Below are 13,099 nucleotides of genomic sequence, written 5' to 3'. Positions count from 1 at the left end.
AGCACAAGGAGGTCCCGACATGCCTGCAGTGACCGTCGAAAACCCGCTGACCCTGCCCCGCGTGGCCGCCGCCGCCGACGCCGTCGCCCGGCCCGTGCTGGCCGTGACGACCGCGCCCAGTGGATTCGAGGGCGAGGGGTTCCCGGTGCGCCGAGCGTTCGCCGGGATCAATTACAAGTACCTCGACCCGTTCATCATGATGGATCAGATGGGCGAGGTGGAGTACGCGCCCGGAGAGCCCAAGGGCACGCCCTGGCACCCGCACCGCGGCTTCGAGACCGTCACCTACATCATCGACGGCACCTTCGTTCACCAGGACTCCAACGGTGGCGGCGGCACCATCACCAACGGCGACACCCAGTGGATGACGGCCGGCTCGGGCCTCCTGCACATCGAGGCGCCGCCGGAGGCGCTCGTCATGTCCGGCGGGCTCTTCCACGGCCTCCAGCTGTGGGTGAACCTCCCCGCCGCCGACAAGATGAAGGACCCCCGCTACCAGGACATCCGCGGTGGCCAGGTCAAGCTCCTCACCACCGCCGACGGCGGCGCGCTGCTGCGCGTCATCGCCGGTGAGCTCGACGGCCACGACGGCCCCGGCATCACGCACACGCCGATCACGATGGTCCACGCGACCGTCCGCCCCGGCGCCGAGCTGACGCTGCCGTGGCGCGAGGAGTTCAACGGCCTCGCCTACGTCCTCGCCGGCCGCGGCACCGTCGGCACCGACCGCAGGCCGGTCCACATGGGCCAGACCGCCGTCTTCGGCGCGGGCTCCTCGCTGACCGTCCGCGCGGACGAGACGCAGGACTCCAACACCCCGGACCTCGAGGTCGTCCTCCTGGGCGGCCGCCCGATCCGGGAGCCGATGGCGCACTACGGTCCGTTCGTCATGAACACCCGCGACGAACTCCAGCAGGCGTTCGACGACTTCCAGGCCGGCCGCCTCGGCGTCATCCCGGGAGAGCGGATCCCGCACACGTAAGCGGTATCTGATTGTCCGTCACCCGCGTGGCCCCGTCCGGAAGGTCGGGGCCACGCGCGCGTGATGCCCTGGAGTGGTGCACACAGGTACAGGTAAGCCGCTTCTTCCCGAACCAGCCCGCCGCACCGCCGCCTGGTGCGCCCTCGCCCTGCTCGTCACCGGGGTCGCGGCCGTCGGCGTCTGGCTGTGCATCGTCTTCAAGACGGCCGTCACGCCCCTGCTGCTCGCCCTGCTCGGCACGGCCCTGCTCGGGCCGGTGCACGGCTGGCTGATGCGCAGAAGGGTCAACCGGGCGCTCGCCGCCGCCCTCACCTGCGTCGCCCTCGTCGCCGTCGTCGGCGGCGCCGGCTACGTCGTCGTCAAGACCCTCATCGACACCGGCGACCAGATCATCGACTCGGTGCGGGAGGCCGGCAGCTGGATCAAGAGCCACTTCGGGATCACCGTGGCCGACGACCTCGGATCCGCAGCCGGCAGCCTCAAGAAGCTGCTGTCCAAGTGGGGCGCCAGCGCCGCGAGCGGGGTGATCGCCGGGCTCTCCGTCCTCGGCTCGCTCCTCGCGACCAGCGTTCTCGCCCTGCTGCTCACGTTCTTCTTCCTCAAGGACTCCGACCGGGCCGCGGGGCTCGCGCACAGCCTCGCGCCCGGCCGCTTCGGGGAAACCCTGGAGGCAATGGGGCGGCGTGCCTTCCGGGCAGTCGAGGGCTTCATGCGCGGGACCACGCTGATCGCGCTCATCGACTCGATCTGCATCACCGTCGGCCTGCTCATCCTGCGGGTGCCCGGCGCGGTCGGGCTCGGCTCCCTGGTCTTCGTCACCGCGTACATCCCCTACCTCGGGGCGACGATCTCCGGGGCGGTGGCCGTCCTCGTGGCGCTCGCCGACCGGGGCTGGGTGATCGCCCTGTGGGTGCTCGGCGTCATCCTGGCCGTGCAGCAGCTGGAGGGCCACATCCTTCAGCCGATGATCCAGTCCCGCACCGTGCAGATGCATCCCGCGATGGTGATGCTGGCGATCACGGCGGGTGCCTCTGTCGCGGGCATCCTCGGGATGCTGCTCGCGGTGCCGGTGACGGCGGCCGCGTTCGGGGTGATCGGGGAGCTGCGCACGCGCTACTCCGCGGGCGGGGGGCCCTCGGGAGTTTCACGTGAAACGCCGGCCGAAGGCTCGTAGAACTCGAACCAGATGCTCTTGCCCTCGCCCCTCGGGTCCACGCCCCAGCGGTCGGCGAGCAGCTCCATCAGGACGAGACCTCGCCCGGACGAGGCCAGCTCGCCCGGGTGGCGCTTGTGCGGCAGATCGTCGCTGGCGTCGGCGACCTCGGCGCGCAGCCGCCGCGCCGAGGGCCCGCCGGTGACCTCGGCGACCAGGAGCGCGTCGCCGTCCGTGTGGACGAGGACGTTCGTGAGCATCTCCGAGACCATCAGGACGGCCGAGTCGACCTGCTCCTCGTCGCTCCAGTCGTGCAGCAGCTCGCGCACTTGCCGACGGGCGGCGGCGACCCGCTCGGGCTCGGCCTGGGCGACGGTCATCGCGGTGCGGCGCGCGGGCACGGGCGCCACGGCCACGCCCGTCCTGGCCAGGAGCAGCACGGCGATGTCGTCCTCGCGCCGGTCGGCGAGCGCGCCCGTCGTGTAGTGCGAGGAGGGGCCGTGCACGGCCTGCACGAGCGCGTCGGCGAGATCCTCCAGGCGCTCGGGATCCATGGAGTGATCCCCGTGCTTCTCGAGGATGGCGCGGATCCGCGCCCAGCCGCTGTCGAGGTCGTGGCCGCCGGTCTCGATGAGGCCGTCGGTACAGATCAGCAGCGTCTCGCCGGCTTCGAGGGCGAGCCGCGTCGTGGGGTAGTCGGCGTCGGGGTCGACGCCGAGCGGCAGCCCGCCCGCGGTGGGCCGCACCAGGACCGTCCCGTCGGTCATGCGTATCGCGGGGTCGGGATGGCCCGCGCGGGCTATCTCCAGGATTCCCGTCTTCGGGTCGGCCTCGACGTACAGGCAGGTCGCGAAGCGGGGGTCGCCCGCCTCCGAGCCCTTCTCGATGCCCTTGCCGGGGCCGCCCGTGGAGCCGTACGTGATGGAGTCGGTGACCCCGTACAGGAACCGCGAGGCGCGGGAGAGGACGGCGTCCGGGCGGTGTCCCTCGGCCGCGTACGCCCGCAGCGCGATCCGCAGCTGTCCCATCAGGCCCGCCGCCCGCACGTCGTGCCCCTGCACATCGCCGATGACGAGCGCGATGCGCCCGGTGGGCAGCGGGATCATGTCGTACCAGTCACCGCCGACCTGGAGGCCGCCGCCGGTCGGCACATAGCGGGCGGCGACACTCATCCCCGGGATCTCGGGGCCGAGCGCCGGCAGCATCGAGCGCTGCAGCCCGTCCGTCAGCTCCCGCTCCGACTCGGTGATCCCGGCGCGCGCGAGGGCCTGCGCCAGCATCCGCGCCACCGTCGTCAGGACGGAGCGCTCGTCGGGCGTGAACGACACCGGATAGGCGAACCCCGCCATCCAGGTGCCGATGGTGCGGCCGGCGACGACGAGCGGCAGGAACGCCCAGGACTGCCGCTGGAAGCGCTGGGCCAGCGGCCAGGCGGCCGGGTAGCGCAGGCGGTACTGCTCGGGTGACGACAGATAGACGGCGCGGCCGGTGCGCACGACCTCCGCGGCCGGATAGTCGGTGTCCAGGGGCATGTCCGTGAAGGGCCCCTCCTCACCCGGCTCGTGCCCGAAGTGCCCGATGACCGTGAGCCGGTCGCCGGCGACGCCGAAGACGGCGAGGCCGTCCGGCGAGAACCCCGGCATGGAGAGCCCGGCCGCGACCCGCATGACCTCCTCGGTGGACCCCGCCTCGGCCAGCGCCCGCCCGGCGTCAAGCAGGAACGCCTCACGGGAGCGCCGCCAGTCGCCGGTGACGGGCGTGAGCGCGGCGGACCCGGGCGTGGGCTCGCTGACCTCCTGGAGCGTGCCGATCAGCTCGTACGCGTGCGAGTCGCCGTGCACGACCGGCTTGGAGCGGCTGCGTACCGTCCTGACGACCATGCCCCGGTCGTCCATGATCCGCAGCCGGGCCTCGGCGAGGGTGCTCTCGGCGACGGCGAGCTGGACGACGCCGTAGATCTCGTTCCAGTCGACCGGGTGGAACCGGGACCGCACGGCGGCCTCCGTCAGCGTCACCGGGGATTCGGGCAGGCCGAGCAGCCGGGCGGCCTCCGCGTCGAAGGTGACCGTCCCGGCCCGGTTGTCCCACCGCCACACACCGGTGTCGAGGGCGGCGAGGACTTCCCCCACGGGCGGCAGGGGGTCACCAGTGCGCATGGCCCCACTCTAAGAAGAGGTGATCGTGGACGGCCACCGAGACTATTCGCAGAGCGATCTTGGGGCGGCCGGTACCCTGGGGTTTCGGGCATGCCCGGCCTATCCCCAATCGCAAAGACTGGATGAACGACGATGCATCGGTACAGGTCCCACACCTGCGGCGAGCTCCGCGCCTCTGACGTCGGATCCGACGTCCGGCTGAGCGGCTGGCTGCACAATCGGCGCGACCTGGGCGGCATCCTCTTCATCGATCTGCGCGACCACTACGGGATCACGCAGCTCGTCGCCCGGCCCGGCACCGCCGCCGCCGAGGTCCTCGACAAGCTGACCAAGGAGACGGTCGTCCGCGTCGACGGCAAGGTCGTCTCGCGCGGCGCCGACAACGTCAACTCCGAGCTGTCCACGGGCGAGATCGAGATCGAGGCCGCCGAGGTCGAGGTGCTCGGCGCGGCCCAGCAGATCCCGTTCACGATCAACGCGGACGACGGGGTGAACGAGGAGCGGCGCCTTGAGTACCGCTTCCTCGACCTGCGCCGCGAGCGCATGCACCGCAACATCATGCTGCGCTCGTCGGTCATCGCCTCCATCCGCTCCAAGATGGTGGCCCTCGGCTTCAACGAGATGGCGACGCCGATCCTGAGCGCCACCTCCCCGGAGGGCGCGCGCGACTTCGTCGTCCCCTCGCGCCTGAACCCGGGCAAGTTCTACGCGCTGCCGCAGGCCCCGCAGCAGTTCAAGCAGCTGCTGATGATCTCGGGCTTCGACCGCTACTTCCAGATCGCGCCGTGCTTCCGAGACGAGGACGCCCGCGCGGACCGTTCGCCGGGCGAGTTCTACCAGCTCGACGTGGAGATGTCCTTCGTCGAGCAGGAGGACGTCTTCCAGCCGATCGAGAAGCTCATGACGGAGCTCTTCGAGGAGTTCGGCGGCGGCCGCCACGTCACGTCGCCGTTCCCGCGGATCCCGTTCCGCGAGGCGATGCTCAAGTACGGCTCGGACAAGCCGGACCTGCGCGCCCAGCTCGAACTGGTCGACATCTCGGACGTGTTCGAGGGCTCCGAGTTCAAGGCGTTCGCCGGGAAGCACGTGCGCGCGCTGCCCGTCCCGGACACCGCGTCGCAGTCCCGCAAGTTCTTCGACGGTCTCGGTGACTACGCGGTCGAGCAGGGCGCGAAGGGTCTCGCCTGGGTCCGTGTCGCCGAGGACGGCTCCCTCACGGGCCCGATCGCGAAGTTCCTCACGGACGAGAACGTCAAGGTCCTCACCGAGCGCCTCGGTCTGAAGGCCGGCCACGCCGTCTTCTTCGGCGCGGGCGAGTTCGACGAGGTCTCCAAGATCATGGGCGCCGTGCGTGTCGAGGCCGCCAAGCGCGCCGGGCACTTCGAAGAGGGCGTCTTCCGCTTCTGCTGGATCGTCGACTTCCCGATGTACGAGAAGGACGAGGACACCGGGAAGATCGACTTCTCCCACAACCCGTTCTCCATGCCGCAGGGCGGCCTCGAGGCCCTGGAGACCAAGGACCCGCTGGACATCCTGGGCTGGCAGTACGACATCGTCTGCAACGGCGTGGAGCTGTCCTCCGGCGCGATCCGGAACCACGAGCCCGAGATCATGCTCAAGGCCTTCGAGATCGCGGGCTACGAGCGTGACACCGTCGAGGAGCAGTTCGCGGGCATGCTCCGCGCGTTCCGCTTCGGCGCCCCGCCGCACGGTGGGATCGCCCCCGGCGTCGACCGCATCGTCATGCTCCTCGCCGACGAGCCGAACATCCGCGAGACCATCGCGTTCCCGCTCAACGGCAACGCGCAGGACCTGATGATGGGCGCGCCCACGGAGCTCGACGAGACCCGCCTGCGCGAGCTGAACATCCAGCTCCGCAAGCCGGTGGGCGAGACGAAGTAGCGCACGCCAGTCGTCCGAAGGGGCCGGAACCGTTGATCGGTTCCGGCCCCTTCGCTGTGCGGACTCACAGCCCATCCCCATGTCCCTGACAGGTGGCGGTCCTAGCTTCGCTTCCCATGACAGACACTCAGGGACCAGCGCACAAACGTGACATGACCCGCAGGAAGGTCATCCTCGCGGGCGGAGCCGCCGTGGCGGCCGTCGGCGTCGGGGGCTCCATCGCCGCCAACGCGTTCGCCGGGGAGACGGACACCGCCGTCAGGAAGTCCGAGGCGGAGTCCTGCTACCGGCTCACCTCGGAGACCACCGAGGGCCCGTACTACATCGACGCGGACAAGCTCCGCCGTGACATCACGGAGGACAAGGAGGGCATCCCGATGGTCCTCCGCCTCAAGGTGATCGACGCCGAGACCTGCAAGCCGCTGCGGAACGCGGCGGTCGACATCTGGCACTGCGACGCGCTCGGGATCTACTCCGGGTACGAGTCCCTCTCCACCGGTGGCGGTGGCGGCACGCCCCCGAGCGGCGCCCCGAGCGGAGCCCCGACCGACCAGCCGTCCGGCACCCCGACGGGCGCCCCACCCGGTGGCGGCGGTGGCGGCGGGCACGAGGAGCCCACCGACGACGAGCGTTATCTGCGGGGCACCTGGAAGACGGACAAGCACGGCAGTGTCGAGTTCAGGACGATCTTCCCCGGCTGGTACCGGGGCCGTGCCGTGCACATCCACACGAAGGTCCATGTGGACGGCAAGTGGACCGACGCCGGCTACGAGGGCGGCCACACCTGCCACACCGGCCAGTTCTTCTTCGAGGAGGCCGCGGTCATCGCGTCCGGGAAGGTCGCGCCGTACTCGACGAGCACGACCGAGCGCACGACGCTGACCGAGGACACGATCTACGACCAGAGCGGGACGACGGGCGGACTGCTGAAGCTGACGTACGGCAAGGGACGCATCGCGAAGGGCGTCATCGGGTCGATCACGATGGCTGTGGCACCCGACGAGACGCACGACAGCACGGACACGCAGCCGGGCGCTTCCGCGTCGACGGCTTCCTGACGGGCGCCGCCGCGGGCTGCGCTCAGGTGTCGTACCGGCCGTCCCACGGTTCGCCGAAGCCGAGGCGGTCCGGGTAGAGCTCGGCCCAGCCGCCCTCGTCGTCGTCCTCGGCGATCAGGCCGAACAGCACGCGGTCCACGGCGAGCCGGAACGGGCGGACGGCGATGTCGCCGTAGGTGCGGCCGGGCAGGGCTGCCAGGAGTTTGTCCAAGTGCGCGTGGGCCTGGGCGAGTTCGGCCCCCGCGGCCCAGGTTCCCGCGCACCAGATCTCGGAGTCGCGGTACCTGCCCGAGGCGTCGAACGTGTGGAGCACCGCGTAGAGCCGCTTGTGCTCCTCCCAGCCGTCGTCGGGGCGGTAGCCCTCGGGGAAGGCGTACGACACCGTGGCCAGGAACTGGCCGTCCGCGTACCGGCCGATGGTGGCGGTGCGGTGGTCCGGCTCGTGGGCGATCGGGATGGTTGCGGGAACTGGCATGGCGAAACCCTAATCGCGATCGTGAACATGCCAGTAGCGGGGTACGGGAAAGGGGTGCGAGGACCGGCCCTCGCACCCCTTTCCCGCGGAATGTCTTACTCCGGGGCGCCGCCGAAGCGCTCACGGTAGGACTCCAGGTCCTCCTCGGTGATCTTCGCGAAGAGCACCGGCGGGACCGTGAACGCCGTGCCCGCGGGGACGGTGTCCAGGGCCGTGGCCTGCTCGGCGGTGACCCACGCGGCCGTGTCGTCGGCCAGCGCGAACGCGCCGCGCATCGCCTTCGACGAGGCCGGGATGAAGGGCTCGGACACGACCGCGTACAGGTGGATGAGGTTCATCGCCGTGCGCAGCGTGAGGGCCGCGGCCTCCGGGTCGGTCTTGATCTCCAGCCAGGGGGCCTTCTCCTCCAGGTAGGAGTTGCCCGCCGACCACAGGGCACGCAGCGCGGCCGCGGCCTTGCGGAACTGGAGGGCCTCCATCTGGGACTCGTACTCGGCGAGCAGCGCGGCGATCTCCGCGCCCAGCTTCGCCTCCGCCTCGCCGGCCTCCTTGCCCGTGGGCACCTCGTCACCGAAGCGCTTGCGGGAGAAGGACAGGACGCGGTTCACGAAGTTGCCGAGGGTGTCGGCGAGGTCCTTGTTCACCGTGGCCGCGAAGTGCTCCCAGGTGAAGGAGGAGTCGTCGGACTCCGGCGCGTTGGCGATGAGGAAGTAGCGCCAGTAGTCGGCCGGGAGGATCTCCAGGGCGGCGTCCGTGAAGATGCCGCGCTTCTGCGACGTGGAGAACTTGCCGCCGTAGTACGTCAGCCAGTTGAAGGACTTGAGGTAGTCGACCTTCTTCCACGGCTCGCGCACGCCCATCTCCGTGGCGGGGAACATGACGCTGTGGAACGGGACGTTGTCCTTGGCCATGAACTGCGTGTACCGGACGTCGTCGGCCTCGTACCACCACGACTTCCAGTCGCGGTCCGCCGGGTTCTGGTCGGACCACTCCTTCGTCGAGCCGATGTACTCGATCGGGGCGTCGAACCAGACGTAGAAGACCTTGCCCTCGGCGGCCAGCTCCGGCCACGTGTCGGCCGGGACGGGGACGCCCCAGTCCAGGTCACGGGTGATCGCGCGGTCGTGCAGACCCTCGGTCAGCCACTTGCGGGCGATGGAGGAGGCCAGCTGCGGCCACTCGCCCGCGGTCCGCGCGATCCACTCCTCGACCTCGACCTGCAGCTTCGACTGGAGCAGGAAGAGGTGCTTCGTCTCGCGGACCTCCAGGTCCGTGGAGCCGGAGATCGCCGAGCGCGGGTTGATCAGGTCCGTCGGGTCGAGGACGCGCGTGCAGTTCTCGCACTGGTCGCCGCGCGCCTTGTCGTAGCCGCAGTGCGGGCAGGTGCCCTCGACGTAGCGGTCCGGCAGGAAGCGGCCGTCGGCAGGCGAGTACACCTGTCGGATCGCGCGCTCCTCGATGAACCCGTTCTCGTTCAGCTTGCGCGCGAAGTGCTGCGTGAGCTCCGCGTTCTGCGCCGACGAGCTGCGGCCGAAGTGGTCGAAGGCCAGGCCGAAGCCGTCGTACACGGCCTTCTGCACGTCGTGCGCCTGCCCGCAGAACTCGGCGACCGGCAGGCCCTGCTCCTTCGCGGCCAGCTCGGCGGGCGTGCCGTGCTCGTCGGTGGCGCAGATGTACAGGACGTCGTGGCCGCGCTGGCGGAGGTACCGGGAGTACACGTCCGCCGGGAGCATGGACCCCACCATGTTGCCCAGGTGCTTGATTCCGTTGATGTACGGAAGGGCGCTGGTGATGAGGTGTCGAGCCATCGGGGGCTGCTCCCAAGTCGCTGCGTGCGGTGACGGTGTACGTCAGAGTCGAATCAAAGAATCGTATCCGACACGGCGGGGCCGCCCCTCCCGGTATTTACGGGGTGGACGGACCTGGGAGTACGGGTGTGGGTACGGGCGTGGGTGCGTGTGCGGTGTCTAGCGGAAGTCGAAGACCAGCCGGGCCGTGACCCGGCCCGCCAGGATGTCCTCGATCGCCTCGTTGACCTCCTTGAGCCTGCGCTGCTCGCGGATGACGCGGGTCCGGCCGAGGCGGTGCAGTTGGAAGACCTCGGCGAGGTCCTGCCGGGTGCCGACGATCGAACCGATCACACTCTTGCCTTCGAGGACGTGCTCGAAGACGGGCAGCTCCAGCTTGCCGCCGGCCGGCAGCGCGACCAGGACGAGCGTGCCGTGCCTGCGCAGCGAGCCGTACGCCGCCCGGAGCGACGAGTTCGAGACGGCGAGCCCGATCGCGACGTCGGCGCCGCCCAGCTTGTGCACCGCCTCGACGACGTCCTGGCTGCGGGCGTCGATGACATGGTCGGCGCCCAGCTCGTGCGCGAGGCGCAGCTTGTCGTCGGTGACGTCCACGGCGACCGTCTCCGCGCCCGCGATCCGCGCGTACTGGAGCGCGAGATGGCCGAGGCCGCCGATCCCGGAGACCAGCACCCGCTTGCCGGGGCCCGCGCCCGACACCTTCACGGCCTTGTACGTCGTCACTCCCGCGCAGGTCAGCGGGGCGGCGTCCAGAGGGTCGAGGCCGTCCGGGACCTTCACGACGTAGTCGCCGTGCGCGACTGCGTACTCGGAGAACGAACCGTCGACCGAGTAGCCGCTGTTGCGCTGCTTCAGGCAGAGCGTCTCCCAGCCGGACACACAGTGGTCGCAGTAGCCGCACGCCTCACCCAGCCAGGCGATGGCGACCCGGTCGCCGACGTTGATGTGGCCGACCCGCTCGCCCAGGTCCTCGACGAGGCCGATTCCCTCGTGCCCCGGGACGAACGGCGGGCTCGGCTTGACGGGCCAGTCACCGGCGGCGGCGTGGATGTCCGTGTGGCACAGCCCGCTCGCCTCCATACGGACGAGGACCTGGTACGCGGCCGGCCGCGGAATCACGCGGTGCTGGATCTCCAGGGGCCGGGTGAAGTCGGTGACTACGGCGGCCTTCATGGTGCGCGGTCCTTCCCTCGGTGCCGGAATTCATCCAGCTTCTCCCGATTCCGGGCGAACGGCGCGTGGGAACGGCGCGTGGGAACGACGGCGCCCCCTGTCCCGCCGGGGCGGTTCAGGGGGCGCGTGTGGTGGTGCGGACTGTCCCGCTGGGACGGTTCAGGGTCGCGGGCCGCGGGTGGTGGGGGTGGTGCGGGTCAGGCCTGCTGCGACTGAAGCCACTGCGGCAGGTCCGCGAGCAGCCCCTCGTACAGCTCGGCGTCCGTGAGCTCGCGGGGGGTGGGGCCCGCGTGGAAGAACGCGGCGTTGGGCGCCTTCAGCTTGCGCAGGTAGTCGAAGCCCTTGGCGTCGTGCTCGCCGAACGCGACGAACTGGAAGAACAGCGGGTGCCGGGCCGCGTCCGCGAGGGCCGCGTTGGCGGGGCCCTTCGCGTCCGGGGCGCCGTCCGTCTGGAAGACGACCAGGGCGGGCGTCTGCGACTGCGACTTCTCGTGGTGCGCCACGACCTCTTCGATCGCGCGGTGGTAGCTGGTACGGCCCATGTGGCCGAGCGACGCGTGCAGCTCGTCCACGCGGCCCTCGTGCCCGTCGAGGGTGAGTTCGCCGGTGCCGTCGATGTCGGTGGAGAAGAAGACGACGTGCACGGTCGCCTCGGGGTCGGTGTGCGCGGCCAGGGCGAGCACCTGCTCACCGAGCGCCTGCGCGGAGCCGTCCTTGTAGTACGGCCGCATCGAACCGGACCGGTCGAGCACGAGGTAGACGGTGGCACGGACCCCGGCGAGCTCGTTCTTCTCGAGCACGCTCCCGGCGGCCTTGTAGGCGGCGGCGAGCCCGGGGGCCTGCGACTTGACCCGGACGAGGGCCTCCGGCCCGGGGGCGGCGACGGCGGCCTCCGGCTCGGGGGCGGTGACGTCGGCCTCCGGCTCGGGGGCGGCGATGGGCTTCGGTGCGGCTGCGGCGACCGGCTCGACGACGGCCTCGGCCGCGACAGCCTCCGGCTTGGGGTCGGCGACGGGCTCGGGCTCGACGACGGCCTCCGGCGCGGCTGCGGCGACCGGCTCGGCGACGGCCTCGGCCTGCGGCTCCGTCTCGGTGACGGGCTCGGCGACGGTCTCGGCCTGCGGCTCCGTCTCGGTGACGGGCTCGGTGACGGTCTCGGCCTGCGGCTCCGTCTCGGTGACGGTCTCCGGCTCGGCTTCGGCTTCCGGCTTGGTCTCGGGGGCCGCGTCCGTCTCAGCCTCGGCCTTCGGCTCGGCGGCCGGCTCTGCGACAGCCTCCGCGTCCGCCTCGGTCTCGGTCTCCGGCTCGGTCTTGGCGTCGGCCTCGGGGGCCGCCTCCGTCTCAGCCTCGGCCTTCGGCTCGGCGGCCGGCTCTGCGACAGCCTTCGCCTCGGCCTCGGCGACGGGCTCCGAGACAGCATCGGCCTCCGTCTCGGCGACGGGCTCCGCGCTCTCGGCAGCCGATTCCGCTTCGGTCTCGATGACCGCCTTGGGCTCCGACTCGACGACGGCCTCGGGCTCTGCCTGCGTGTCGGTGACGGGCTCGGCGACGGTCTCCGGCGTGGCCTCGGCTTCCGGCTTGGTCTCGGCGTCGGCCTCGGGGGCCGCGTCTGCCTCAGCCTTCATAGCTGCCTCGGCGACGGGCTCTGCCGTGGCCTCCGCTTCCGCCTCTGCCTCGGCGACGGGCTCCGCCTCTGCCTCGGCGGCGGGCGCAGCGGAAGGCTCCGTCTCCGCCGCCGGTTCCGCGCGCTCCGCGACCGGTTCCGTTTCCGTCTCTGTGACAGCCTCCGGAGCCGCCTCGGCGGTCGGTTCCGCTTCCGCCTCCGCGACAGCCTCCGCTTCCGGCTCGGTGACCGCCTCGGTGACCGGCTCGGCCGCAGTCGAGGTCGCCTCCTCGCCCACCGGCGCGGACGGCCTCGGGACCTTGACGTTGTCGAAGGCCGCGGCCACCAGGTCGTCCGCCTCGCGCGTCGACGGTGCGGGGGTCCGCTCGGTCGAAGGTGCGGGCACCTTCGCCTTTACCTCGGCGGGCGGTGCGGGCTGCGTCGCCTCGTCGCCCGATGCCGGTGCCGGTGCCGGTGCCGGTGCCGGGACCGTCGCCTCGCCGGCCGGTGCCGGGACCGTCACCTCGGGTGCGGCGGTCGTCGGCTCTTCACCCCGCGAGGACTTCCGCGGCCTTCCGAACGCGTTCCGCAGGAGATTCCGAATGCCCATGTGCGCAACCCTTCGCATGAGTTGGTTTCCGTAACCCCTGGCCAGGGCGGACACGTAAGGTTAGCCGCCACGCTCAGTGATCTTGGGCAGGGTCGCCCACCCGGGCGAAGGGCCTCCAACTGCCGCACGCCCGGCACAGGTTCACCTCTCGTTCACCCACCGTCCCCCTCCCCGCTCGA

Annotated in this window: 9 protein-coding genes; 4 read left to right on the top strand and 5 right to left on the bottom strand. The window is 71.1% G+C overall.

The genetic code is table 11. The features are described 5' to 3' along the window. The first annotated feature begins 19 nt into the window (after nt 1-19). Both ACIPWY_RS13900 and ACIPWY_RS13895 read left to right on the top strand, forming a co-directional pair. Nucleotides 20-982, top strand: coding sequence for a pirin family protein (locus tag ACIPWY_RS13900; protein WP_362901415.1), 963 nt, complete (start codon nt 20-22; stop codon nt 980-982). A gap of 76 nt (nt 983-1,058) precedes the next feature. After that, on the top strand, nt 1,059-2,156 hold the full coding sequence (locus tag ACIPWY_RS13895) for an AI-2E family transporter (RefSeq protein ID WP_362901413.1): 1,098 nt from the start codon (nt 1,059-1,061) through the stop codon (nt 2,154-2,156). Here ACIPWY_RS13895 and ACIPWY_RS13890 read toward each other — a convergent pair. After that, nucleotides 2,096-4,291, bottom strand: a complete 2,196-nt coding sequence (locus ACIPWY_RS13890) for a SpoIIE family protein phosphatase (protein ID WP_401533259.1) — start codon at nt 4,289-4,291, stop codon at nt 2,096-2,098. The two genes, ACIPWY_RS13895 and ACIPWY_RS13890, sit on opposite strands and share 61 nt — an antisense overlap. 132 nt (nt 4,292-4,423) lie before the next feature. Here ACIPWY_RS13890 and aspS point away from each other — a divergent pair, with 132 nt between their 5' ends. Then, the gene (gene aspS, locus ACIPWY_RS13885; protein ID WP_383895344.1) at nt 4,424-6,193 is read left to right on the top strand and encodes an aspartate--tRNA ligase; all 1,770 of its coding nucleotides are present in this window, start codon (nt 4,424-4,426) and stop codon (nt 6,191-6,193) included. A 116-nt stretch (nt 6,194-6,309) separates the two neighbouring features. Beyond that, on the top strand, nt 6,310-7,251 hold the full coding sequence (locus ACIPWY_RS13880; protein ID WP_393699358.1) for an intradiol ring-cleavage dioxygenase: 942 nt from the start codon (nt 6,310-6,312) through the stop codon (nt 7,249-7,251). 22 nt (nt 7,252-7,273) lie between these two features. On the opposite strand, the gene ACIPWY_RS13875 is transcribed toward ACIPWY_RS13880, so the two are convergent. The 4 genes from ACIPWY_RS13875 to ACIPWY_RS13860 all read right to left on the bottom strand — a co-directional run bounded on the left by ACIPWY_RS13875 (nt 7,274) and on the right by ACIPWY_RS13860 (nt 12,920). Further along, complete coding sequence (locus ACIPWY_RS13875) at nt 7,274-7,726, bottom strand: hypothetical protein (protein ID WP_362901405.1); 453 nt, start codon at nt 7,724-7,726, stop codon at nt 7,274-7,276. A gap of 95 nt (nt 7,727-7,821) precedes the next feature. Further along, a complete protein-coding gene (metG, locus tag ACIPWY_RS13870) occupies nt 7,822-9,534 on the bottom strand; it encodes a methionine--tRNA ligase (protein ID WP_393699360.1) in 1,713 nt (570 codons plus the stop codon). Nucleotides 9,535-9,693: 159 nt separating this feature from the next. Further along, nucleotides 9,694-10,707 (bottom strand): alcohol dehydrogenase AdhP, encoded by a 1,014-nt coding sequence (gene adhP / locus ACIPWY_RS13865; RefSeq protein WP_393699362.1) that lies wholly within the window; start codon nt 10,705-10,707, stop codon nt 9,694-9,696. A 197-nt stretch (nt 10,708-10,904) separates the two neighbouring features. Continuing rightward, nucleotides 10,905-12,920 carry a VWA domain-containing protein gene (locus tag ACIPWY_RS13860; protein ID WP_401533256.1) on the bottom strand — a complete coding sequence of 672 codons (2,016 nt, stop codon included), beginning with the start codon at nt 12,918-12,920 and terminating at the stop codon, nt 10,905-10,907. Nucleotides 12,921-13,099 lie beyond the last annotated feature (179 nt).

Origin of the sequence: Streptomyces sp. NPDC090032 (assembly GCF_044748025.1) — a bacterium.
Lineage (GTDB): Bacteria > Actinomycetota > Actinomycetes > Streptomycetales > Streptomycetaceae > Streptomyces.
Note: the sequence above shows the minus strand (reverse complement) of the source record. Positions and strands in the feature narration are given on the sequence as shown.